The organism is Pseudoclavibacter sp. RFBA6 (genome assembly GCF_002931575.1).
Classification (GTDB): Bacteria; Actinomycetota; Actinomycetes; order Actinomycetales; family Microbacteriaceae; genus Pseudoclavibacter; species Pseudoclavibacter terrae.
On sequence record NZ_PSUA01000005.1, the window covers coordinates 245,968 to 267,887 of the forward strand.

Below are 21,920 nucleotides of genomic sequence, written 5' to 3' on the forward strand. Positions count from 1 at the left end.
CTCTGACCATGGATATCCCAGTCCACGCCGTGCAGTACTTCTGCGTGCTCGCGGAAGAGCTGCACTTCGGCCGAGCGGCTGAGCGCATCCGCATCGCGACGCCGTCGCTGAGCCAGCAGATCGGCCGCCTCGAACGGCAGCTCGGCGTGAAGCTCTTCGACCGCGACTCTCGCCCGCTGACGCTCACCCCGCACGGCCTCGAATTGCTGCCCCTCGCACGGCGGCTGCGCGACGATCACCGGGAGATCCTCGATTGGGCGAGGCTGCTCTCGAGGGAGCAGGCGGTGCCGCGGCTGCGGCTCGGCGTCGTCGCCTCGGCGACCGGGTCGCTGGCGGCGTCGGCCATCGGCTCGATGCTGCAGCGGGTGCCGGATGCGCGGCTCGAGATGCGCCGCACGGGGTTCTTCGACGTCGCCGCCGACCTCCTGGCGGACCGCGTCGACGTGGTGTTGGCGCCGTCGCCTGTGAGCGGCTCCGACGAGGTCGCATGCGAGCCGCTGTGGACGGAGGGGCGGATGCTCGTGGTCCCCGCCGATCATCGGCTGGCGGGCCGCACCTCCGTCTCGATCATGGAGACCGACGACGAGATCTTCGTCGCCGCGTCCGCCGGCCCGCAGGAGATCCTCGACTGGTGGCTCGTGAGTCCGAGGCCGGACGGGCGGCGGATCGTGCCCGGCGCATCCGCTGACAGCATGGAGGGTCTGCTGGAGCTCGTGGCCGCTGGCGTCGGGGTCAACATCGCCGGGAGCGCGGCCGCGAAGCACTACCAGCGGGACGACGTCGTGTTCGTGCCGATCGACGACGTCGACCCCGTCACGGTCATGATGTGCACGCTGCTCGCGACCGAGAATCCGCTTGTGCCCGTGTTCCGTGAGCTCATGCGAGGGCAGGTCACGGGCTGACCCCTGCTTCCGCCGCCCGGCGCAGCCTCTGCCCGCCTGCCCCGCAACCGCGAGCGCCTGTCTACTCGTCCGCGGTCTCCTGCTTGCCGCGCATCACGAGCAGCGGGTCCGGCTTCGTGACGACGTCGTGATCCTTGCCCTCGTACTCGAACTGTCCGAGCCAGAATCGCATGGCGTTGAGGCGGGCGCGCTTCTTGTCGTTGGAGCGGATGATCGTCCACGGCGCGTGCTTCTTGTCGGTGAGGCGGAACGTCTCCTCCTTCGCCGCCGTGTAGTCCTCCCAGCGGTCGAGGGAGGCGAGGTCCATGGGGGAGAGCTTCCAGCGGCGCACCGGGTCGAGCTGACGGATCGCGAAGCGCGTGCGCTGCTCGGTGCGCGACACGGAGAACCAGAACTTCGTGACATGGATGCCCGAGTCGACGAGCATCTTCTCGAACGCGGGCGCCTGCTGCATGAACTGCGCGTGCTCGTCGTCGCTGCAGAACCCCATCACGCGCTCCACACCTGAACGGTTGTACCAGGAGCGGTCGAAGAGCACGAGCTCCCCGTCGGTGGGGAGGTGCTGGATGTAGCGCTGGAAGAACCACTGGCCGCGCTCGCGGTCGCTCGGCTTGGCGAGGGCGACGACGCGCGCCTTGCGCGGGTTGAGGTGCTCCGTGAAGCGCTTGATGGTGCCGCCCTTGCCCGCCGCGTCTCGCCCCTCGAAGAGGATCACCGCGCGCCGGTCGTTGTCTTCCATCCAGTACTGGCACTTCAGCAGCTCGACCTGCAGGCGGTACTTCTCGCTCTCGTACTCGTCGCGGCTCAGCCGCTCCTCGTACGGGTACCCCTCCTGCCAGGTGTAGACGGGGTTGCCCTGCGGGTCGATGAGGTCCGGGTCGTTGGTGTGGCCGTCGCGGACCGAGTAGCCGAGCGTGCGCAGGTGCTCGATGTACTCGCGCAGGTCCTGGGGTTGATCGATGGCCATGCGTTCCTCCGAGGTTCAGATGCCGCGCATCCACCCGCCGCGGCCTGCGGCGGGGGATGCGGCGACCATACTGCGCCGTGAAGGCAAACGGGATGTGTACGAGCGCGGTCAGGCCGGAACCACCGTGCGGCATCGCTACAGCCGTCCGTAGACCACCTCGGTGCGTGGTGCGGGCAGCTGGGTCAGTGGAACCGGGGCCGGTCGCTGCGCGGTGGTTGACAGCGACACCGCGCTTCGCCTCGCGGCCGCCAGGCCGATCGACTCCATGATGTCCAGGACGTGCAGGGCCATCTCGGCCGACGAGCGATGCGCCTCGTTCTGGGCGACCGCGCGTGCCAGGTCCGCGACCCCGTAGCCGCGGCCGGCCTCCGCGTATCCGGCCAGAGCAGGGACATCTCGCCACTCGCGTCCCGTGCCGAGGAGCTCGACGCCGCCGTCGAAGATGTTCGGATCGGGCACCGTCACCGACCCCGCCGTGCCGTGCACTTCGATGCGCGGCTGTCGGGACCCCCACTGCTCGAAGCTCAAGAGCAGTGTCGACACAGCGCCGCCCTCATGCTCGAGCACAGCGGTCACATGCGTGTCGACCTCGACGGCGATGGGCTCTCCCGCGCGTGGGCCGCTCGCGATCGACCTGCGGCGATCCGAGCGTCCGGTGGTCGCCGTCACGCTTCGCACCGGCCCGAGCAGCGTGGCCAGCGCCGTCAGGTAGTAGGGGCCCATGTCGAACAGCGGTCCGCCGCCGGTCTTGTAGTAGAAGTCCGGAGCGGGATGCCATCGCTCGTGCCCCGGGGAGGACCAGCTCGCGCTCGCGGCGACGGGAACTCCGATGTGGCCGCCATCGATGACGGCGCGCGCAGTCTGCAGGCCCGTCCCGAGCACCGTGTCCGGTGCCCCGGCGATCCGCAGCCGCCGGCTGCTCGCCAGGTCGAGCAGCTGGCGGCCGTCGGCGACGGTCAGAGCGAGCGGCTTCTCGACGTACACGTGCTTGCCCGATTCGAGGGCAGCCGTGCACACGTCGAGGTGCGCGGCCGGGATGGTGAGGTTGATGATCGTGTCGACGTCGTCGGCGCGCATCAGCTCGTCGACGGTGAGCGCGCGGGCGCCGCGGCCGTACTGCTCGGCGGCGGTCCGGGCACGTTCGTCGTCGAGGTCCGCGACCGCGACGAGCCTGACGTCGTCCAATCGGGCGAGGCTGTCGAGGTACTGGCCGCTGATCACCCCGGCCCCGACGATGGCGACACGCATGCGCTGGTCGGGTCGAAGCGCCTCCGGTCGAAGCGCCTTCGGAGCGCGCAGGCCGATTGCGGCCGTTTCCGGCGCAGGGGTCATGATCGAGCTGCCCATAGCAGCCCCCGTTCTGTGAGCGTGCGGATGGGGTCCTGCTGGAGCACGTCGAGGTGGTGGCCAGAGGTCGAGACGAAGATCCGCCCCTGTCCCCAGAACCGCTTCCACACGGACGGGGTCGTCACGGGCTCGTGCCACGGATCCCAGGGGCGAACGGGCTGGGTCGTGGTCGCCAGCACCTTCATGTACGGGTCCGCGAGGACCCAGTACTGCTCGGAGTCGATCGTGAAGTCGTCGATCCCGGCCATGATCGCGTCGGTGCGTCCGGCCTTGGTCACCTCGATGGTGTGGGGCCGGTAGTTGTCGGCCTGCTCGCCCGTGCGATCCGCGGGGTCGCATCCGGGATGCGCGGCGAACTGCCCGCCGACGAGCTGCAGGTAGTCGGCGTTGTTGCGGTAGGAGTCGATGATGCCGCCGTGCCAGCCGGCGAAGCCGGTGCCGGCGGTGACGGCTGCGCGCAGCGCCTCGAACTCCTCCTTCTCGATGGTGCTCTTCGTCACGGTCTGCACGATGAGGTCGACGGTGGGGAGGTAGCCGGGTTCGGCGTACACGGCCGGTCCGTTCTCCACTCGCACTTCGAATCCCTCGCGCTCAAGGAAGGCCCGCATGTAGTCGCTGGTCTCCACCGGTTCGTGACCGGCCCATCCGCCCCTGACCATGAGCGCTGACCGTGTCGCCGTCATTTGCCGAACCCCGCGGTCATGCCGCTCACCAGCTGGCGTCTGCCGAAGATGTAGAGGGCGAGGATGGGCAGCGTCGAGAGCACGACCGCCGCCATGATGCCGGGAACGTTCACGTTGAATTCTCCTTGGAAGGTCCAGAGCGAGAGGGGCAGCACCCGGTTCTCGGGGCTCTGGGTGAGGACGAGCGGGAACAGGAAGGCGTTCCACACGGTGAGGGAGTCGTAGATGGCGACCGTCACGAGGGCGGGACGGGCGAGGGGCGCCACGAGCGACCACAGGGTGCGCCACTGGGTGGCACCGTCGACGCGCATCGAGTCGAACAGCTCGGTGGGGATGTCGCGCAGGAAGTTGACCAGGATGAGCACCGTGATCGGGATGGCGAAGCCGACGGACGGGAGGATGACCGCGGCGAGGGTGTCGTAGAGGCCCGCCTGGCTGAGCATGTAGAAGAGGGGGACGATGGTCGCCTGCAGTGGGATGGCGAGCCCCATGAGGAGCAGTGAGAAGGACACCTTGGCGGTCCAGTGCGTGGAGCGCACGATGACGAACGCGGCCATGAGGGAGACGGTGACGGTGACGGCGACCGCGACGGTCGTCACGATGATGCTGTTGGCGAGGTAGAGCAGGAAGTCGCTCTGCAGGACGAGGAGATAGGCCTCGAGCGTCGGCTCGGACGACGGCAGCAGCTGGTTGTCGCTGAAGAAGCCCGCCTGGGGTCGGAAGCTGGTGATGACGATGTAGTACACCGGCACGATGATCACGAGCAGCCAGGCGAAGCCACCGAGGGCACCGAGCACGTTGGGGGTGCGTCGGCCGCCGCGTCGCTCGCGGGGTGGTCGGGGGTACGTGGGCCTGCTGGCCAGCTTGGGTGCGGTGGCGGTCATGTTCAGGCTCCTTCCTGGTCGCTCTTCATGCGGGAGAAGCCGCTGACGCGGGTGATGCCCAGCGCGATCAGGAGTCCCACCACGACCAGCACCATGGCGAGCACGCTGGCGCCGCCCATGTCGTTCGCGGCGAAGCCGGTCAGGTACATGTCGATGGGCAGGATGCGGATGCCGTAGCCGGGGACCCCGCCGGTGAGGACGAAGATGACGTCGAAGTAGGTGAGCGAGCCGACGAGCATGATGGTGGATGAGGTGACGATGGTGTGTCGTAGCTGGGGGAGGGTAACGTACCAGAACGTCTGCAGTCGACCCGCTCCGTCCAGCTCGGCTGCTTCGTAGAGGGTGCGGGGGATCTGTCGGACGCCGGCCTGGTAGAGCAGGGCGTGGAAGGGAACGAACTGCCAGGCGATGAGGAAGACGACGGTGACGAAGATCAGCTGGGGGTTGCCGAGCCAGTCCTGCCGCAGCAGCTCGAGTCCGGGAGTCGCGCCGAGCCCGAAGTTCGGGTCGAGGATGGCCTTGAACGCGAGTGCGGTCGCGGCGGAGGACAGGATGAGGGGGATGAAGTAGAGCGCGGCGAGCACGGCGCGATACTTCTGGTGCCCAGCGGTGAAGACGCCGAGGAGCAGGCTGATGGGGGTCTGCACCAGCCAGGAGACGACGATGACCTGCAGGCTCAGCATGAGCCCGTTCCGGAAGTTGTCGCCGCCGAGGATGCGCGTCCAGTTCTCGAGCCCAACCCATTCGGGGTCGGAGATGGCGTCCCAGCTCGTGAAGCTCAACCACAGGGCAACTGCGAGGGGGACGATGGCGAACAGGGCGTAGAGCGCGACGGCGGGGAGCAGGAGGATGGGGTTCGGTCGGTCCGTGATGCCTTTGCGGCCCGTCGGCTTGGGGCTGTGGTCTGCGGCGGCGGGATGCGGAGTGCCGTCGGAGGGTACGCGAGGCTTCTCGCCGCGTGAGGCCGACGATGCGCCGGCAGGCAGGATCGTGGAGGTCATGGTCAGAGGGTCGCGTTCATGTTGGTGGAGAACTCCTCTGGCGTGATCTGCAGGTTGAAGAGACGGTCGAGGTTCGTGAGCATCTCCTGCGCCTGGCCCGGCTCCAGCGCCTGGTCCCAGGACATCTGGAAGTTCGGTGCGTCGCTGATCATCTGGTAGACCGTCTCGCCGAAGGCCGCGTCCGGAAGGTCGGCGATGGTGTCGTCGATGTCCGCGAGCGGTGGCACCTGGTTGGCCTCGATCAGTCGGTCGACGAATGGCTCGTCCCAGAGCCCGGTCTTCAGGTAGTCGATGGCCACGGCCTGCTGTGCTTCCGTGGCGTCCGCCGACACGGAGAAGTAGCTGGTCGGGTTGCCGACGATGTTGGCAGGGTCGCCCGTGCCGCCTTCCACGGTGGGGAAGGGGAGGTAGCCGAGGGAGCTCTCCGCGAACTCCGGCGCCTGCTCGCGGAAGGTGTTGTTCACCCACGTGCCCTGCAGGAGCATGGCGGCCTTGCCCGTGTAGAGGAGGGCGGCGTCGGCGCTCGAGTCGGTGGTCACGGAGGCGAAGCCGTCGGCGAACCCTCCGGCTTCCACGAGGTCCTGGATCATCTCGTTGGCCTGGATGATCGCGGGGTGCGACCAGGCGCCGGCCTCACCGGCGAGGATTGCGTCGAAGACCTCGGGCCCGCCGATGCGGTCGGCGAGGTACTCGAGCCACATCAGCTCCGGCCACTTGGCGGCGCCGGCGAGGGCGAACGGTGCGACGCCTGCCGCGTTGAGCTTCTCGACGGCGACCAGCAGCTCGTCCCAGGTCTCGGGGGGCTCGACGCCAGCTTCATCCATCACGTCCTCGTTGACGTAGAGGACGACGGGGGCCACTGCCTTCATCGGCACCGCGTAGACCGCGCCGTCGAAGGTCACAGGGTCGAGGGCGAACGGCAGGAACCGGTCGAGGTCGTCCCCGAGCGCATCGCTCAGGTCGACGACCTTGTCGGCGTCGACGTACGACTGCAGCGTGCCGCCGCCCTTGTTGTAGATGACGCTCGGACCGGCACCGGCGCCGATGGCTGTCCTGATCTTGGACTTGTACGCCTCGCCCTCGAAGTACGTGGCTTCGAGCTGCGCGTCCGGATGCGCGGCGTTCCAGTCGGCCACCGAGGGGTCGACCGTCTCTTCCTGGTCCGACGTGATTCCCCACAGGGTCACGGCGTCGCCAGCGCTGGAACCGGCGCTTCCTGAGCCGCCGGCGCAAGACGCGAGCAGCGCGGCGACGGACAGTGCGGCGAGGGAGGTCACCGCCCGTTTCGCCAGCGTGCGGGGTCGGGATTTCGGGGGACGTGAGGGCATCATGGCTCTTCCTTGAGTTAGGTGCGTGGTGCGGTGTCGAGGGGCGGTGAACCCGCTCCCGGTGCCGTGTGGCGAACCTATGCGTCACGCAAAGAGGAGCGCAAGTCGTCGCAGTGCTATTGGAAACTTTTCGCTGGCGGGGCGGTGCTCTCGCGAACCTTGAGCTTCGTTGCGAGCTCGAGGCGCGTGCCTCCGGTGGTGGCGTCCTCCGCACGAAGCACGATCTTCACCGCCTCGGAGGCCATCTGCTCCAGCGGCTGCGTGACGGTCGTCAGGCCAGGGGTGATCCACCCCGCGAGCGGGATGTCGTCGAACCCCACGACGGACACGTCCTCGGGGATGGCGAGCCCGAGGCGACGGGCCGCCTCGTAGACGCCGAGCGCTTCCATGTCGTTCGAGCAGAAGACCGCGCTCGGCCGATCCGGACCGCTGAGCAGGCGCAGGCCCGCGGCGACGCCTGAATCCCGGGTGAAGTCTCCTGCGACGACCCGGCCGGGCTTGAGGGTGAGGCCCGCGTTCTCCACCGCGTGGCGGAAGCCGGACAATCTGGCGTGCGTGCAGAGCATGTCGGACGGCCCCGTGATGATGCCGAGGTCCCGATGGCCGAGGCTGATCAGGTACTCCGTTGCTGCCACGCCGCCCGACCAGTTCGTCGCGCCCACCGACGACACGTCGGAGTCAGGGGAACCGGCGGGGTCGATGAGGACGAACGGGATGTTCCGCGTCTGCAGTCGTCGCTTGTGGTCGGCCGAGAGGTCCGTGAGCACGAGGATGACCGCGACGGGGCGTCGCCTGGCGACTCCGTCGATCCAGGCGGCGCCAGGATCGTGCCTGGCCTGCGTCTGGGTCAGCACGATGGACAGGCCCTGCTGGCGCGCGATCGCCTCGACGCCTCGCACGATCTCCAGCGCCCACATGCTGGACAGGCCCTGCTCGACCACCACCTCGATCAGGCCACCGGAGCGCCCGAAGTCGCCCGGACGGAGGTACCCGTGCTCGTGCAGCAGCTGCTCGACCCGCTCGCGCGTGCCCGCGGAGACGCCCTTGCGTCCGTTGAGGACCTTGGAGACCGTCGACAGGGACACGGAGGCCTGCTCGGCGATGACCGCCATGGTCGGCTTCGGAGGAAAACTATCGCTCATGAGTGAGACGTTATCGACGGATGCCCTCTCGGGCAATGCACCCGCGTCGGGTTGAATGCCTCAGAGCCCGACTCGACCGGCCTCTGCCACGGCACCCGCGAGCGGACGATACTGGAGACCGAACCGACCGGAGGAGACGACGTTGCCGAAGAAGCGCATCACCCTGCCCAAGGAATTCAGGCGGGGCGAGACCTACACGGTCGCCGAGCTGGAGGAGATCTTCGAGAAGGTCGAGACGACCGCCCTCGGCCGCGACGTCAACAAGGAGTCCGCGCTCATGAGCGACCGGCTCGACGCAGCTGGCATCCGCTGGCTGGTCGAGCACGGTGCAGAGGTGAACGCGGTCGACCGCTTCGGCAACACTGCGCTGACCCACCATTCGAAGTGGAAGGCGAAGCTCGACGTCGTGGCCGCGCTTCTCGAACATGGCGCAGACCCCAACATCACGGGTCACTCCTCGCCGCTGGCTGCTGCGGCCGAGTACGGGAACATCGATGGCCTCACCCTGCTCCTCGATGCGGGCGCGGACCCGCTCGTGGACTTCGGGCGTCGCGGTGAGACGGCGCTCGACCGCGCGATGACGAGGATGAAGGACTACCACGCGCCGCGGGCGCTCGAGGTGGCGCGCATCCTCGTCTCCCGCGGCGCGACCGTCTCCGGGGACACCCCCAAGTACCTGCGCCAGACGATGTCGCACCTGCAGGGACTCATCGCCAGGGGCAAGGGGTCCGAGGAAAACCTCGCGATTCTGTTCGAGCTGTTCGAGCTGCTCGGCGTGGAACCGACGGTGCCGCCGAGGGTTCTCGCTCCAGGCGAGCCCATCACGGTCACGGCTGAGGGATGGAAGGCGCAGTACAGCGAGCTGTGGAAGATGCTGGTGCCAGGCGGCGGTGCTGCCGAGAGCGTGCAGGGCGAGGTCGTGCGCATCGCCGGTCGCGTCGGCAACGAGATCCTCGGCAACGGCGGCGGCAACTGGGACAAGGACTTCGACAGGATGCTGCAGGCGTACCGCGCGCACGTGCGCACGGGAGCACCGCTCGAGGAGGCGGAGCTGGTGAGCCTCGACCAGGCAGTCGGTCGGCTCGCCGGCGGATCCTTCGACGAGCCGGCCGTCGATACGCTCACGGAGCTCGCCGTGACGTGGGTGCTCCGGAACCCGGACCGCGTCGACCTGCCGAAGCCGAGCTACCGACGGTAGTCACTCCTCCCGCATGGCCTCAGCGAAGGGTCTCGGCGCCCGGTGCTTCGGCTGCGCCGGGGCGGTGCCCGGGTTCGTCAGCGGGGGAGTGGATGCGCTCACCGGGTCACCCGCCCGCAGGACCAACTCCTCGTCGAAGTGGCGGATCAGGAGGGGCTCGCCGGTACTGAGCTGGTAGACGGTCGCCTCTGGCCGGATCTCGACGTGCAGCCGTCGACCCTGCACGAGCATCCCGAAGCGGATGCGTGTCAGCTGATCCGGGAGGCGAGGCGCGAATCGGAGCCCGCTGTCGCTTTCGCGCAGGCCGCCGAGACCAGCCGTTACGGCCGTCCAGATGCCGGCGAGCGACGCCATGTGCAGCCCCTGCGAGGTGTTGTCGCGGAGGTCATCGAGGTCCAGCGTTGCAGCCTCGGCCAGGTAGTCGGCGGCGAGCTGCAGGTGCCCGACCTCGGCCGCGAGGATCGACTGCACGGAGGCGGACAGTGAAGAGTCACGCACCGTCAGAGCCTCCGAGTACTCAAAGGCCCGCTTCTTGTCCTCGAAGGTGAACGCCTCGTGTGCGAAGTAGAGGGCGAGTACCAGGTCGGCCTGCTTGATCACCTGCTTGCGGTACAGGTGGAAGTACGGGAAGTGCTCCTGCAGGGGGTACTGGGATGCGGAGGTGCCGGCGAAGTCCCATTGTGCGAGGTCCGTCGACCCGGCCGCGTGCGCGTGGACGCCGCGGCGCTCGTCGAACGGCACCACGATGGCGTCGGCGGCGTGCATCCACCGTCGGATCTCGTCGTCATCGACGCCGAGCGCGCCCGCTTCGGCGTGGTGACGTTCGGCGACGGATATCGCGGCGCGCAGGTTCAGGCGCGCCATGAGGTTCGTGAACGTGTTGTCGTCGACAAGCGCCGAGTACTCGTCCGGACCGGTCACGCCGTCGAAGTGCAGGCCCCCGTCCGGGTCCCAGCGTCCGAGCGAGCACCAGAGCCGGGCGGTCTCGACGAGCACGTCGACGGCGACCTCCCGCTCGAAGCGCTCGTCACCGGTCGTGCGGATGTGGTGCACCATCGCCGCGGCGATGTCGGCGTTGACGTGGAACGCGGCGGTGCTCGCGGGCCAGTATCCGGAGCTCTCCCGGCCGTCGATCGTGCGCCACGCGAACGCGGCCCCCTCGAGCTTCAGGAGCTTCGCGCGCTCGCGGGCGTAGTCGAGCGTCGAGTGCCGCCAGCGCAGCGCCTGCTCGGCGGCGGACGGCACCGTCGCGGAGAGGAATGGCAGCACGTAGCTCTCGAAATCCCAGAACGTGTGACCAAGGTAGCCAGCGCCGGTGAGGCCCTTGCCTGGCACCGAACGCGCCTCGAGCCGGGCTGCCGACTGGTAGACGTGGAAGAGCGCGAAGCGGGTCGCCTGCTGCAGCCGCGGCGATCCGTCGATCTCCACGTCCGCGCACGCCCAGAACTCGTCGAGGTTCGAGCGCTGGTCGGCGAGCACCCGCTCCCAGCCGTCTCGCCTCGCGTCGTCGACGGCGCCCTCCGCCCGGTCGCGCAACGTCTCCGGGGAGAGCGTCGACGAGAACTCGTGGCCGACGTACTTCGTGATCTCCAGGACCTCCCCGGCTTTGAGCTCCGCGCTCACGGTCGTGCGCGCCAGGTCGCGGGATGTCTCGGTCTCGATGCTCGGAGGCGTCGCGCACGTGCCCGCGACCACGTTGTCCATGGCGACGGCGATGCTGATGCCGCTCCTCAGCGTGCGATGCACGAGTGTGGCCGCGCTTCCCAGCGAGAAGTGTCCGAGGCCTTCGAACGGCTCGTCGAGCTGGTCGTTGACCCGCTGGTCGGGGTGCACCTCCGGCATGTCCTCGTTGGCGACGACCTCGGACTGCACGCTCACGTGCACGCCGTCGCCGAGCGCCTCGACCTCGTGATGCACGGCCGCGAGCGAGCGATGGGTGAGCGAGACGAGGCGGATGCTGGTGACCCGCACCGTGCGCCCAGCGGGCGACGTCCATTCGAGGTCGCGCCGGAGCGTGCCGGCGCGGAAGTCGAGGCGCTGCTCGTGGCGCACGACCGTGCCCCGGCGGAGATCCAGCGGCTCATCGCCAACGAGCAGGCGGAGCACCTGTCCGTTCTGCACATTCACGACGCTCTGCCCCGTGTCCGGATACCCGTAGCCGTCCTCGGCGTACGGCATGGGGTGGTCCTCGAAGACGCCGTTCAGGTACGTGCCGAGCACTTCGTGCGGGTCGCCCTCGTCGAAGTTGGCTCTCCAGCCGATGTGGCCGTTGGAGAGGGCGAACACCGACTCGAGGTGCGCGAGCTGGGGTGCGTCGAGGTCGAGTCCGGTGAAGCCGAGGCTCCATGGTGCGACATCGAAGGGGATCGCGCCGGTCACGCGAGCGTCTCGCCGTCGGTCGAGGGGAGGTCGGAAGGGGGGAGCATGCTGCCCTTTCTGTCGGGAGGGAGCCGTCGGAGCTTGGGGTGCCCGCCAAGGCGTTGCACGCTCGCGCCGGCAGCTTGCGTCGCGCGCTGCCCTGCCTCGCGGGGGCTCGCTCCAGAGAGCAGCGCGGTCGTGAGCGTCGCGACGAACGCGTCACCCGCGCCGGTGGGGTCGACCGTTCGGGTGCGCTCGTGCGGCAGGAACACGTGTTCACCAGGCCAGGCGATGAGCTCAGCATCGTCGACCGTGAGCGCGACGACGCGGGGGCCGAGGTCGAGGAGCGTCGAGGCCGTGCGGAGCGCGTCTTCTCGGTTCCTGACCTCGGACCCGGACAGCATCGACGCCTCTCTCGCGTTCGCGCGCACCACATCGGCGAATCCGACAAGCTCGTCTCGTCTGGCCCTGTCCTCGGTCGCGTCGACGGCTCCGTCGAGGACCAGCAGCGCTCTCGGGACGCCGTTCGCGGGTCGCTGCCTCGTGAGCTGCGCAGCGGCGAGCAGCGTGTCGAAGGGCTGCTGCAGCTGCAGGACGACGGCGTCCGCCGTCGTCAGAGCTGTCGCGGCGCGGACGTCGTCAGGGGTGAGGAGCGCCTGCTGCGGGATGTGCTCGAGCAGTCGGCGCACGCCGCCATCGGCGACGACATCCGTGAGGAGCGCCGTCGCGCCGCGTCGGACGACGTGGCGCGTATCGAGACCGTGGCTGGCGGCTTCGCGCAGCATCTCCGTGCCGTCACCGTCTTCACCCAGGACAGCGATCAGCGAGACCCGCGCGGTGGGATCGAGCTGGCGGATCCCGACGGCGATGCTCGCGCCCTTTCCGCCCAGACGTTCGATGCGCTCGCTGACTACGGCACTCGCCCCCGCGTCCGGGATCCCCGCAACGCGCAGCACAAGATCCCGGCCGGCCTGCCCGAACACCGCGACGCGCGCCGGCGAGACGGGCTGGGCCGTGCGCGCGGGGATGCCCGGGGTGCCGTTCGACATGAGGAGAGGGTACCGACGTCCCCTTGGACATCTCATGGTGGTGAGCGTGCAGCGGCGTCAGGTCCGACCGGTCCCTCGGATCGACGCCAGCGTCTGCGCCCCGTCCGGGATGCCCGCGACGGGAACCAGCACCACGTCCTGCATCTTCCAGTCGAGTCGCGCGAGATCCCGTGCGACGTCCTGCAGCGCATCCACGGTCGGGGGATGTGGGTCGACGGGCACGACGAACGCCTCCACGTGGAACACCTGACCCTGGTCGCGCATCCGAACGCCGACCTCGTCGACCCACGTTTCGTCCTGGAGTCGCAGGATCACCCGCTTCATCAGCGGATGCGGTTCCTGATCGTCGTGGGTACGCGCCTGCTCGTCGAGAAGGTCGCGCACCGAGGACCGCGTGTTCTTGACCCCGTCCCAGACGATCCCGGCGGAGATGAAGAGCGCCGCGACGCCGTCGAGCCACCAGAGTCCGACCCCGATGCCGAGCACACCCAGGATCGACGCGGCGTTCGTCTGCCAGTCGGCTTTCGCCATGTCGGCGTCCGCCGCGAGCAGCTTGTTGTGGAGCTTCGGGGCGAGCCTGGCCTTCGCGCGACCGTAGACGAGCGGTCCGACGACGATGACCGCCATGACGGCGATCATCAGCCACCCCTGCCAGATGACGGTCCCGAGGAGCTGGACGCTGCCGATGGTGGGATGCTCGGCGTTCACCAACCCCAGGACGGACTCCACCGCGAGGTGGCCGCCGACGGCAAGGAGAGCGACACCGGCGACGAGATGCCCGATGCCCATTGCCCGATGCAGCCCGAACGGGAAGGTGCGGGTCGGCTTGCGCCGGATGAACACGAGCGCGATCAGAAACACGAACTGCGGGATGAGGGAGAGCATGTCCTCGATCCAGGCGGTCTTCATCGCCTGCGAGTTGCCCACGACGAACGCGACGAGCGTGATGGTGCAGGCAGTGAAGCCGATGGTCGCCCACTCCCAGCGAACCGCGGCCCTCAGCGCCTCTCGCTGCTCCTGTGGCAGGTCCGTGCGGCCCGTGCTCCCCACTGGAATCTCCTCGCCGTCACGCGTTACCCACTGGTCGACTCCGAATCAGTGTCACGAACGCGTCCGCGGGTCGGGAGACCTTGACGTGGGTTGCTGACGGTGCAAGGGCGAGAGGAAGCTGGGAGGTCAAGCGGTTGTCGCCGTATCCGGCCCGAACGTAGCGTCGCGGGCATGAGCCACTACGAGAAGAAGAACCCGCTCGACCTCTACCCGAAGCCGCCGTTCCCCGAACAGGAGCAGCAGCTCCCCGGCCTGGCGCGGAAGATGACCCCCAAACCGGACCACGGCGAGGAGAGCTACGTCGGCCTCGGCCGGCTGAAGGGGTTCCGCGGCATCGTCACGGGTGGTGACTCGGGCATCGGCCGAGCGGCAGCGATCGCCCTGAGCCGAGAAGGCGCCGACCTCGCCCTGAACTACCTCCCGAGCGAGCAGGCGGATGCGGAGGAAGTGCGCGACCTGCTCGTCCGCGAGGGGCGGAAGATCTTGCTCCTGCCGGGCGACATCAGCGACGAGCAGTTCTGCCGTGACCTCGTCGAACGCGCCGTCGCGGAGCTCCGCGGACTCGACACGCTCGTCATGGTCGCCGGCCACCAGGAGAGCAACGGCGACATCACCACCATGACCACCGAGAGCATCGACCAGACGATGAAGACCAACGTCTACTCGCTGTTCTGGCTGACGCAGGCGGCGCTCCCGCACCTCGAACCGGGCTCGTCCATCGTCACGACCGGCTCCATCCAGGGCGCCGAGCCGTCGCCTGACAAGCTCGACTACGCACTCACGAAGGGCGCGATCGGCGTCTTCACCGCTGGACTGGCGCAGCAGCTCGCGCCGAAGGGCATCCGAGTCAACTCGATCGCGCCGGGCCCGATCTGGACGCCGCTGCAGCCAGCCTCATCTGACGGCGAGACCGTGGCGCACTTCGGCGAGCAGGCCCCGTACGGGCGACCGGGACAGCCCGCTGAGCTGGGCGCCGCGTACGTGCACCTGGTCAGCCCGGAATCGAGCTACACGAGCGGGGCGACGATCACGATCGCCGGAGGCACGCCCGCGTTCTAGGACGCGGAGCGATGAACGGGAAGGCGAGGCGATGAGCGAGCGCACGAAGACCGGTGTATCGGGGCCCAGGGTGGTGTTCTGGGCCTGGACGCTGCTCATCGGCTCCGGTCTCGCGGCCATGCTGATCCTGCCTCTGGTGGGGCGCTGACCATGCGGCGCGGCATCCGCGATGCGGGGCTCAGCCTCGCCTTCCTCGTGTTCTTCGTCCTGGCCCTCCTGGGCCAGTCGATCGCGGGTCACGCATACCTGAACGAGCAGCAGGCGCAGCACGGGGACGCGAAGGTCGGGTATCTCGAGTACGTGTCCTCCTCGGACTTCATCGTGGACGTCGCCGAGAACTGGCAGTCCGAGTTCCTGCAGTTCTTCCTCTTCATCCTCGCGACGATCTGGCTCGTGCAGCGCGGATCGCCGGAATCGAAGCAGCCGGGTGATGAGGGCGTCGGCACCGACGTGGAGCAGTCCGTCGGCCGACACGCCCGAGCCGACTCGCCGAAGTGGGCGAAGAGTCGAGGGATCAGGCTGTGGGTCTACTCGAACTCCCTGCTGCTCGTCATGGGTGGCGTCTTCCTGGCCTCCTGGCTGGCGCAGTCCATCGCTGGGCGTGTGGTCGCGAACGAGGAGGGTGCGCAGCACGGCCAGCCTCCCGCGACCTGGGTCGAGTACGTGGTGTCGGCCGACTTCTGGAATCGATCACTGCAGAACTGGCAGTCCGAGTTCCTCGCGGTCGGGGCGATGGTGGTGTTCTCCATCTACCTGCGCCAGCGGGGTTCCAGCGAGTCGAAGCCGGTCGGCGTGCCGCACCGCACGAGCAGCGTCGAGGCCGACTGACTGCTCAGCGCACCCAGCGCACGCCCTGGGCGTTCCCGGCGGCGGCCCGTATCCTTGGACGCATCCCCCAGGCTGACAGGAGCACACCATGGGCACGCTCGTCTACGACAGCACGTCGATCCACTTCGACGACCGTCTGCTGACCCACCTGCAGATCGTGATCGTCCAGAAGCTGAGTCGCAACGAGTCGTTCCTGATGTCCTGGAAGGACTCACCATCAGTCGGCGACGGTCGCTCGGCGATCTGGCTGACCCCGAACACGTCCATGCAGTTCAAGTTCCTAGGCGGCAAGGTGCCGGAGATCAATCGCGAGTGGCTCAAGCGGCTCGGCGAGTCAGCCGAGAGCAGCACGGGGCTTCTCGTGACGGATGAAGAGGGCAAGCTCGCACTCGTCGGCACGGACGCGCCCTACCCGGGCACGCTCCGCTGAGCGACCCGAGCTGACAGGCGGGTCAGTACTGATCGAAGTCGATGAACACCACGTCGCCGCGGTCGGCGCCGTGGTCGTCTTCGGCGTCCCGGACGGCCTTGAGGACATCGATTCGAACATGCGTGGCTGGCGTGATCAGCACCTCAGGGCTGTCCGGCCGGCTGCCGATGGGGACGAGGCTGCCGCCCGCCCGCAGCGCGGCGCGGATGTCGCCGTGCAGGCGGGAGATCGACTCGGCGTCATGGATCACGAACCGATCATGGTTGACCGTGAGCACAATCGACATCGGTGACCTCGCTTCCGGCCCCGCTCGGCTGGGGCGTTGCGAAGTTGTTCGGAGCCCCAGGCGGTTCGGATGGGAAGGCGGGTCGATCGACGCGCTGATGCATCCGGCGCCCCGTCGCACGATCAGTGCACGGGGCAGCGGGATGCAGCGGGCTCCGACCTGGACCGGCTCGATGGCGCAGCCGGGCGGATGAGCCCTCCGGAGGAGGGCTTCGTGGGCAGTCGCCTCCGGTTCACCTCCAGGCCGACGCCCGAGATGTCGACGCGGGGGTCGCTGAGGGCTGCGATGGCGGTCGCGAGGCCCGCGATCGCGAGCTTCTCTCCGGGGCAGCGGTGCCCGGCCGCGACGTCGCCCCCACCGTGGGGGATGAACTCGGTGATGGACTCGTAGTCGTCGACGTCGAGGAAGCGCTCCGGCCGGTAAGCACCAGCGTCCTCCCAGGAGCTGTCGTCGGTGTTCGTGCCGAGGATGTCGAGGAGCAGCCGTCCACCAGCCGGAACGCGTGCACCGTCGAGCTCGATGTCGTGGCGCGCCCAGCCGGGCAGCAACGGTACGAAAGGCGCGGTGCGCCGAACCTCCTGCGCGAATGCGGTGGCAAGCGGGCCGCCATGCAACGAACCGCGGGCCGCCGCTTCGTCGCCGATCCGCGCGCGCCAACCGGGTCGGTCGTGCAACTCCTTCGCGGCGAAGGCCACGAAGCGTGCGACGGCGATCATCGGGCGGATGCTGTTCTGCAGCTCGATCCCCGCCAGTCGCGGCGACAGCAGCTCCCCCCGCTCGTCGACGTGCCAGGCCCACGCGTGCAGCGCGGTTTCAGAGGGGGCAGGGATCGTCCCTGCGCGTGCCGCCTCGACGAGGCGTGCAGCGTGCCGGTCCGACCACATCCGATTGCCGAACGCGAGCAGGAACTCGGGAGAGTAAGGGACACCGAACCCGTCGACGATCTGGGCGAGACGCGCCGCCCACCGCGATTTCGCGGCCGCCGTGCCCGGCAAGCCCGCCCAGGTCATGGATGCCCGGCCGAACGCGGCCACCGCCGCGTCGTAGGCCGATGCGTCGTGGTCGCCGCCGGCCCAGGCCTCCACCTGCGCTCGCCACTCGCGCTCGAGGTGGGGGACCAGCTCCTCGACGCGATCGTCGTCGTAGGCCACGCGCAGGAACGTCGCCTTCCGGTGCCGGTGCGCGGCCCCGTCGAGGCTGTGCACCGAGCCGTGGCCGAAGAGCGACTCCTGCACGAACGTGGGCATCGCCCCGTGGCGCGCGATGCTGCCTTCGTCGTAGAACAGCCGGACGGCGTCGCTGCCGCGCACCAGCAGGGCTTCCCTGCCGAGGAGCCGCAGTGGCACCGCCCTGGCCTGCGCGCGAGCCCTGCTCCAGATGTGTGCCCCGAACCCGTAGCCCCTCGTCATCAACGACAGTGAGTCGTCGTCGAGGACAGCCCGCCAGGCAGGGGCGTCGGAATCTCCGGTCGAGCGGTTGTCGGTGGCCAGTGCGGTTTCGGACATGCATCCAGGCTGGCAAATCCCCTCGGCAGATCGCTGGGGAACTACTCCGCGCGAGGTGAGCGTCCCGTCTGGATCAGTACTCGTCGAAGTCGACGAAGACGATCTCGTCGCGGTCGTCGCTCGTGCCTGGGTCTGGCGAGTCGAGCGGCAGGATGTCGATGCGCACGTTCGTGGACGGCGTCACGAGGACCTCGGGGCCGTCCGCGGTGTCGCCGATCACGAGCATGCGCCCACCGGACCGGGCCGCGTCCTCGATCTCCGCACGCACACGAGTGATCGCGTCCGGGTCGCGCAGCACGAACTGCTCACGATTGACGGTGATGAGAATGGACATGGCTGACCCCGGTTCAGCCTCCCGGCGGAGGCGTCTCATATCTCGACGCCAAGGTCCGAGTTCAGCGGCTGGCGGCGACCGTGCGCCGCCGGCGGAGTGCACGGGGCGCGTCGGCGAGGTCTGGGCCAACACCGAGAGCGTACGCCCTCAACGTGAGAATGGGTGGGTCAGATGTCGAGCGTGCGCGCCACGAGCTGCGCGGCGACCTGCGAGAGCGACAGCCGATTCGATCTCGCGTATCCGCGGATCACATCGAACGCCTCCTCGGGCGTGATGGAGCGGCGGTAGGCGACGACTCCCTTTGCCTGCTCGATCACGACGCGGCTCTTCAGCGCGTTCTGCAGCTGCTCGCGCACGGTGTCGGCGTGACGAATCGTGCGCTCCTGGATGATGCCGATGGTCGCGACGTCCGCGAGCGCGCGAGCAGCGACGGTCTCCTGGCGCGGGAACTCACCGGGCGCCGCGCGCAGCAGGTTGAGGGTGCCGATCGTGGTGTCCCGCAGCTTCAGCGGAACCGCCTGCACGGCCAGGTAGCCGTGCTCGAGCGCACTCTCCTTGAACATTCGCCATGATTCCGGGGCCTCCCGGATGTCCTCGATCGCGACGATGCGTCCCTCGCTGAAGCTCTGGATGCACGGACCCGCATCCGCGGAGATCTGCATCGTCTCGACGACGCTCGCCGCCTCGCTCGTGGAGACCACCAGCTCGAGGTCGCCGTGCTCGTCGGCGAGCAGGATCCCAGCCGCCGTCACCTCCAGCAGCGACTGGCAGCGGTCCACGAGCGTCTGCAGCAGGTCCACGACGTCGTAGCCCGCGACGAGCGTGTCGGCGAGCACCGCGAAGGTCTCGAGCAGCTGCGTGTCCCTTGCATCGCGGATCATCGCCGCTCCTCGATTCCGGACGGCCCCGCTCGGAACGCCAGCTGTCCGGCGAGGATCTCCTCGGCGACCTCCATCATGGATCGACCTGTCGCGAAGGCGTGTCCCTGGATGACGAGGGTCGCCTCGTCCGCGGTCGTCTCGAGCTGCGCCAGCACCATCCCGGTCGCCTGATGGATCTTGCGACGCGAGTGCTTGCCCTCCGGTTGGGGGTCGTCGCCCGAGGAGGCGAGCGCGAGGCGGAGGACGTTGCGCGCGACGAGCGAGGCGAGGTGAGTGGCCTGACGCGTCTGGAGCGGCTCGAAGCCGATCGGGGCGGCGGCGTAGAGGTCGATGGCCCCGACCCGCAGCGGGCCGACCAGCATCGGGAACGCGAAGAGAGCTCCCACCTTGTCGCGGGGGATGGCCGGGCCGAACGCCGGCCAGCGGGTGTCTGGCAGCTCTCGGAGATTCGGCTCGAGAACAGGGCGCCCTGTGGCGAGGGTGTCCCAGCATGGTCCCTCGCCGAGGTCGAACTGCAGCTCATCCAGCCGTGCGGCGACCTCGTTCGACGCAGAGACCGTCTGGTTGCCGAGCAGCTCGCCGATCGTGGAGACGGCCGCGCCCGAGACGGGGAACAGCCCGACGAGGGAGTCAGCCACGCCATCGACAGAATCGAGCGGCGCCTGCAGCGTCTGCACTGCCGCGTCGTAAGCGTCTCGTGCCATGTTGATTCCGTTCTCAGTCTCGAAAAGCTCGGAACAATCCTAGGGGAGATCACCAGCTTGTCGGGGCGTCTTCGCTAGCACATGACTTCGCGTCGATCCAGGCCCAGATTCCTGGCCCGCGAGGGCGTTCACTTGACGGAGACATCTTTTCCCGGCGGAGGTGGACATGCCATTCCTAGTGACGGTTGATGACCGTGCGCACTATGTCGAGGATGACGCGATGCCGACGTTGCAGCACATGATCGTGGATGCGGTCAGGCAGGGAGGGGACCTGGTTCGGTTCCCGGCGCGCGGGCGTCTCAAGCGGTGGGAGCTCATCACCACTGCCTCGTCCGTGAGTGTCCGAGAGGTGCCGGTCGTCGCCGCCGAGGAGGATGATGGCGCGCCGTTCGCGGACATCTCCTTCTACGACTTCGAGAGCTGACGCTCGTGCGCTGCCCGATGCTCGAGTTTCGATTCCGGCGGTGGCGCGCTCTGCCGAGCCGCCGGCTGATAGGGGACCGGCTCGTTGGACTGCGTGCATTCGGGAACCAGATGCAACCCCGCGGCTGAGTCGTTCGTCGCGATGATGGCACGCACCCAGTGCTCGTTGAGGTTCGGTGCACGGCTGCCGCGGAATCGGAACCGCAGGTCGGTCTGCGGCGTGATCCAGATCGACTCGCGTCCACCGCCGAGGTCTTTCGACCGCGGGCAGGTGAAGGCGACGCTGCGTCCCGCGCGGAGCAGGCTCAAGATGGCCACGCGCAGGTGCGCCAGAGGCCGGTCTTCGATCTCGATCGCGTGGGCATCAGCCCCGTAGTACAGATATCCCATCGCGGTCCCCCGATCTTCGTGGCCTTCTAGTAGCGTCCCGAGGCCGAGTTGAAAATTCGAGGGGTAGAGATCGCTGGCGAGTTGTGCTAAGGCCACTTGTGGTGGGCGGTTCCTGGTTGCCCGCTGTCGGGGGACGCCAGCGCGAGCTCGCCGTCCTCCCCGGTGACGATAAGGCCCGTCGAGCTGTCCGCGGACCGCCCGAGCGACGACAGCCAGTCGCGGTTCACCGACGGTGCCTTGCTGCCGTAGAACTTGAAGGAGATCGGGACGTTCGGCGTGAGCCAGATCGCCGCCCTCCCATCACCCGCGCTCGCGGACTCCTTCCACGACATGAGAAACGCCTCGTGGCGACGGAACTTCTGGATGATCACGATCTGCAGATGCTGGAGGAGTCGGTCCTCGAACTCCAGGTGCAAGGACGCGTACGTGAGGGTTCCCATCGTGCTGCCTTTCCGGTCGGCGTGTGTGTGTGGCACGTGCATCCAGCCTAGGAAGCGCGCCGAACAGAGACGCGAGGATTCCCTCCGGCTCCGATTCGCGCTAGAGGCGGGGGCACCCAGACGGTCGGCTACCGGCGAGCCGTCGCGATCACTAGCGGCACGGCAACGCTGGCGCAAGCCGTTTCAGGTTCCTCCGTCCCCCTCTAGGTTCGCTGGGTGCCGAGTCCGAGGAGGTGGTGATCGATGACGGTTCTCGAGTTAACGGGGGTCGTGACCCTCATCCAGTTCGCGGTGCTCTGGGCGTGCGCCGCGGGCTGCGCCGCCTGGCAGCTCGCCAAGCGAGCTCGACACTGGATCCGCTACCACGTTCCCTCGATGCGCGCTACCACTGCCTCCGGTGATCCGGATGCGGGACGCTGGAAGCAGACGGACAGGGAGGTCCTCATGGAAACCAACCAGCATCCAGCCGCCGCCGGCTCGACATCCGAGACTGCGCTCGCCGGGATCATAGACATCAGAGAGTCGTTCGTCGAAGCGCCACTGCGCAGCGAGATCCGAGAGCTCCTCTGGCAGATCGAGTACCCAGCCTCGGGCGACGACCTGCTGCGTGAGGCCGTGCGTCGCCATCTATCGCCGCCAGCCATCGACGTGCTGCGCAACGCACGGGGCCGGTCCTTCGACGGCTGCCACGCCGTGTGCCGCTGTCTGCACCTCTGACACGAGGCGACGGT

Annotated in this window: 24 protein-coding genes; 7 read left to right on the plus strand and 17 right to left on the minus strand. The window is 68.5% G+C overall.

All coding sequences use genetic code 11. The features are described 5' to 3' along the window. Positions 1-8: 8 nt before the first annotated feature. The gene (locus C5C17_RS04050) at positions 9-902 is read left to right on the plus strand and encodes a LysR family transcriptional regulator (RefSeq protein WP_104252089.1); all 894 of its coding nucleotides are present in this window, start codon (positions 9-11) and stop codon (positions 900-902) included. A gap of 61 nt (positions 903-963) precedes the next feature. On the opposite strand, the gene ppk2 is transcribed toward C5C17_RS04050, so the two are convergent. From ppk2 to C5C17_RS04085, 7 genes are all read right to left on the minus strand, one after another. Next, positions 964-1,869, minus strand: a complete 906-nt coding sequence (ppk2, locus tag C5C17_RS04055; protein WP_104252090.1) for a polyphosphate kinase 2 — start codon at positions 1,867-1,869, stop codon at positions 964-966. A gap of 135 nt (positions 1,870-2,004) precedes the next feature. After that, complete coding sequence (locus tag C5C17_RS04060; RefSeq protein WP_104252294.1) at positions 2,005-3,117, minus strand: Gfo/Idh/MocA family protein; 1,113 nt, start codon at positions 3,115-3,117, stop codon at positions 2,005-2,007. An 80-nt stretch (positions 3,118-3,197) separates the two neighbouring features. Then, entirely contained in the window at positions 3,198-3,899 is a 702-nt protein-coding gene (locus C5C17_RS04065) for a ThuA domain-containing protein (RefSeq protein ID WP_104252091.1), read from the minus strand. Next, positions 3,896-4,783, minus strand: coding sequence for a carbohydrate ABC transporter permease (locus C5C17_RS04070; protein ID WP_104252092.1), 888 nt, complete (start codon positions 4,781-4,783; stop codon positions 3,896-3,898). Before C5C17_RS04070 ends, C5C17_RS04065 begins: the two co-directional genes overlap by 4 nt. Before the next feature lie 2 nt (positions 4,784-4,785). Next, positions 4,786-5,784: a carbohydrate ABC transporter permease gene (locus tag C5C17_RS04075; protein WP_104252093.1), complete on the minus strand. Its 999-nt coding sequence runs from the start codon at positions 5,782-5,784 to the stop codon at positions 4,786-4,788. Between the two features lie 2 nt (positions 5,785-5,786). Then, entirely contained in the window at positions 5,787-7,061 is a 1,275-nt protein-coding gene (locus C5C17_RS04080) for an extracellular solute-binding protein (RefSeq protein ID WP_258065903.1), read from the minus strand. Between the two features lie 167 nt (positions 7,062-7,228). Continuing rightward, positions 7,229-8,254, minus strand: coding sequence for a LacI family DNA-binding transcriptional regulator (locus C5C17_RS04085; protein ID WP_104252094.1), 1,026 nt, complete (start codon positions 8,252-8,254; stop codon positions 7,229-7,231). Between the two features lie 142 nt (positions 8,255-8,396). On the opposite strand from C5C17_RS04085, the gene C5C17_RS04090 reads away from it, so the two are divergent. Further along, positions 8,397-9,452: an ankyrin repeat domain-containing protein gene (locus C5C17_RS04090; RefSeq protein ID WP_181028478.1), complete on the plus strand. Its 1,056-nt coding sequence runs from the start codon at positions 8,397-8,399 to the stop codon at positions 9,450-9,452. Here the strand turns inward: C5C17_RS04090 and C5C17_RS04095 are convergent, their stop codons facing one another. Genes C5C17_RS04095 through C5C17_RS04105 form a run of 3 tightly spaced genes read right to left on the minus strand, consistent with a single transcriptional unit; the run spans position 9,453 to position 13,909 of the window. Beyond that, positions 9,453-11,831, minus strand: coding sequence for a glycoside hydrolase family 65 protein (locus tag C5C17_RS04095; protein WP_104252096.1), 2,379 nt, complete (start codon positions 11,829-11,831; stop codon positions 9,453-9,455). Next, on the minus strand, positions 11,828-12,859 hold the full coding sequence (locus C5C17_RS04100) for a PfkB family carbohydrate kinase (protein ID WP_104252097.1): 1,032 nt from the start codon (positions 12,857-12,859) through the stop codon (positions 11,828-11,830). The genes C5C17_RS04095 and C5C17_RS04100 overlap by 4 nt, the downstream gene beginning before the upstream one ends. Before the next feature lie 57 nt (positions 12,860-12,916). Next, on the minus strand, positions 12,917-13,909 hold the full coding sequence (locus C5C17_RS04105) for a cation diffusion facilitator family transporter (protein ID WP_104252098.1): 993 nt from the start codon (positions 13,907-13,909) through the stop codon (positions 12,917-12,919). A 171-nt stretch (positions 13,910-14,080) separates the two neighbouring features. Between C5C17_RS04105 and C5C17_RS04110 the strand changes: the two genes are divergently transcribed. The 3 genes from C5C17_RS04110 to C5C17_RS04120 all read left to right on the plus strand — a co-directional run bounded on the left by C5C17_RS04110 (position 14,081) and on the right by C5C17_RS04120 (position 16,226). Next, positions 14,081-14,968: an SDR family oxidoreductase gene (locus tag C5C17_RS04110; RefSeq protein ID WP_104252099.1), complete on the plus strand. Its 888-nt coding sequence runs from the start codon at positions 14,081-14,083 to the stop codon at positions 14,966-14,968. Between the two features lie 150 nt (positions 14,969-15,118). Continuing rightward, the gene (locus C5C17_RS04115; protein ID WP_104252100.1) at positions 15,119-15,796 is read left to right on the plus strand and encodes a DUF6766 family protein; all 678 of its coding nucleotides are present in this window, start codon (positions 15,119-15,121) and stop codon (positions 15,794-15,796) included. Positions 15,797-15,884: 88 nt separating this feature from the next. Continuing rightward, the gene (locus C5C17_RS04120) at positions 15,885-16,226 is read left to right on the plus strand and encodes an ATP-dependent DNA ligase (protein ID WP_104252101.1); all 342 of its coding nucleotides are present in this window, start codon (positions 15,885-15,887) and stop codon (positions 16,224-16,226) included. 22 nt (positions 16,227-16,248) lie between these two features. Here the strand turns inward: C5C17_RS04120 and C5C17_RS04125 are convergent, their stop codons facing one another. The 5 genes from C5C17_RS04125 to C5C17_RS04145 all read right to left on the minus strand — a co-directional run bounded on the left by C5C17_RS04125 (position 16,249) and on the right by C5C17_RS04145 (position 19,936). After that, entirely contained in the window at positions 16,249-16,512 is a 264-nt protein-coding gene (locus tag C5C17_RS04125; RefSeq protein WP_104252102.1) for a hypothetical protein, read from the minus strand. 122 nt (positions 16,513-16,634) lie between these two features. Continuing rightward, positions 16,635-18,017, minus strand: coding sequence for a cytochrome P450 (locus C5C17_RS04130; RefSeq protein ID WP_104252103.1), 1,383 nt, complete (start codon positions 18,015-18,017; stop codon positions 16,635-16,637). Positions 18,018-18,090: 73 nt separating this feature from the next. After that, complete coding sequence (locus tag C5C17_RS04135; RefSeq protein ID WP_104252104.1) at positions 18,091-18,351, minus strand: hypothetical protein; 261 nt, start codon at positions 18,349-18,351, stop codon at positions 18,091-18,093. Between the two features lie 167 nt (positions 18,352-18,518). Further along, positions 18,519-19,232 (minus strand): GAF and ANTAR domain-containing protein, encoded by a 714-nt coding sequence (locus tag C5C17_RS04140; protein WP_258065905.1) that lies wholly within the window; start codon positions 19,230-19,232, stop codon positions 18,519-18,521. Continuing rightward, complete coding sequence (locus C5C17_RS04145) at positions 19,229-19,936, minus strand: GAF and ANTAR domain-containing protein (RefSeq protein WP_104252105.1); 708 nt, start codon at positions 19,934-19,936, stop codon at positions 19,229-19,231. Before C5C17_RS04145 ends, C5C17_RS04140 begins: the two co-directional genes overlap by 4 nt. Before the next feature lie 166 nt (positions 19,937-20,102). On the opposite strand from C5C17_RS04145, the gene C5C17_RS04150 reads away from it, so the two are divergent. Next, positions 20,103-20,360: a hypothetical protein gene (locus C5C17_RS04150; protein ID WP_104252106.1), complete on the plus strand. Its 258-nt coding sequence runs from the start codon at positions 20,103-20,105 to the stop codon at positions 20,358-20,360. Here the strand turns inward: C5C17_RS04150 and C5C17_RS04155 are convergent. Next, a complete protein-coding gene (locus C5C17_RS04155) occupies positions 20,342-20,749 on the minus strand; it encodes an ATP-dependent DNA ligase (RefSeq protein ID WP_104252107.1) in 408 nt (135 codons plus the stop codon). The genes C5C17_RS04150 and C5C17_RS04155 overlap by 19 nt on opposite strands. Positions 20,750-20,835: 86 nt before the next feature. Then, positions 20,836-21,225, minus strand: a complete 390-nt coding sequence (locus C5C17_RS04160) for an ATP-dependent DNA ligase (protein ID WP_258065906.1) — start codon at positions 21,223-21,225, stop codon at positions 20,836-20,838. A gap of 207 nt (positions 21,226-21,432) precedes the next feature. Here C5C17_RS04160 and C5C17_RS04165 point away from each other — a divergent pair, with 207 nt between their 5' ends. Next, positions 21,433-21,906: a DUF2795 domain-containing protein gene (locus C5C17_RS04165; protein ID WP_104252109.1), complete on the plus strand. Its 474-nt coding sequence runs from the start codon at positions 21,433-21,435 to the stop codon at positions 21,904-21,906. Positions 21,907-21,920: the final 14 nt, after the last annotated feature.

Bases quoted from the DNA above. Each gene is read 5' to 3' on its own strand.
- C5C17_RS04050 (WP_104252089.1), top strand. From the start codon at position 9: ATGGATATCCCAGTCCACGCCGTGCAGTACTTCTGCGTGCTCGCGGAA.
- ppk2 (WP_104252090.1), bottom strand. From the start codon at position 1,869: ATGGCCATCGATCAACCCCAGGACCTGCGCGAGTACATCGAGCACCTG.
- C5C17_RS04060 (WP_104252294.1), bottom strand. From the start codon at position 3,117: ATGCGTGTCGCCATCGTCGGGGCCGGGGTGATCAGCGGCCAGTACCTC.
- C5C17_RS04065 (WP_104252091.1), bottom strand. From the start codon at position 3,899: ATGACGGCGACACGGTCAGCGCTCATGGTCAGGGGCGGATGGGCCGGT.
- C5C17_RS04070 (WP_104252092.1), bottom strand. From the start codon at position 4,783: ATGACCGCCACCGCACCCAAGCTGGCCAGCAGGCCCACGTACCCCCGA.
- C5C17_RS04075 (WP_104252093.1), bottom strand. From the start codon at position 5,784: ATGACCTCCACGATCCTGCCTGCCGGCGCATCGTCGGCCTCACGCGGC.
- C5C17_RS04085 (WP_104252094.1), bottom strand. From the start codon at position 8,254: ATGAGCGATAGTTTTCCTCCGAAGCCGACCATGGCGGTCATCGCCGAG.
- C5C17_RS04100 (WP_104252097.1), bottom strand. From the start codon at position 12,859: ATGTCGAACGGCACCCCGGGCATCCCCGCGCGCACGGCCCAGCCCGTC.
- C5C17_RS04110 (WP_104252099.1), top strand. From the start codon at position 14,081: ATGAGCCACTACGAGAAGAAGAACCCGCTCGACCTCTACCCGAAGCCG.
- C5C17_RS04115 (WP_104252100.1), top strand. From the start codon at position 15,119: ATGCGGCGCGGCATCCGCGATGCGGGGCTCAGCCTCGCCTTCCTCGTG.
- C5C17_RS04120 (WP_104252101.1), top strand. From the start codon at position 15,885: ATGGGCACGCTCGTCTACGACAGCACGTCGATCCACTTCGACGACCGT.
- C5C17_RS04125 (WP_104252102.1), bottom strand. From the start codon at position 16,512: ATGTCGATTGTGCTCACGGTCAACCATGATCGGTTCGTGATCCATGAC.
- C5C17_RS04130 (WP_104252103.1), bottom strand. From the start codon at position 18,017: ATGTCCGAAACCGCACTGGCCACCGACAACCGCTCGACCGGAGATTCC.
- C5C17_RS04135 (WP_104252104.1), bottom strand. From the start codon at position 18,351: ATGTCCATTCTCATCACCGTCAATCGTGAGCAGTTCGTGCTGCGCGAC.
- C5C17_RS04140 (WP_258065905.1), bottom strand. From the start codon at position 19,232: ATGATCCGCGATGCAAGGGACACGCAGCTGCTCGAGACCTTCGCGGTG.
- C5C17_RS04145 (WP_104252105.1), bottom strand. From the start codon at position 19,936: ATGGCACGAGACGCTTACGACGCGGCAGTGCAGACGCTGCAGGCGCCG.
- C5C17_RS04150 (WP_104252106.1), top strand. From the start codon at position 20,103: ATGCCATTCCTAGTGACGGTTGATGACCGTGCGCACTATGTCGAGGAT.
- C5C17_RS04155 (WP_104252107.1), bottom strand. From the start codon at position 20,749: ATGGGATATCTGTACTACGGGGCTGATGCCCACGCGATCGAGATCGAA.
- C5C17_RS04165 (WP_104252109.1), top strand. From the start codon at position 21,433: ATGACGGTTCTCGAGTTAACGGGGGTCGTGACCCTCATCCAGTTCGCG.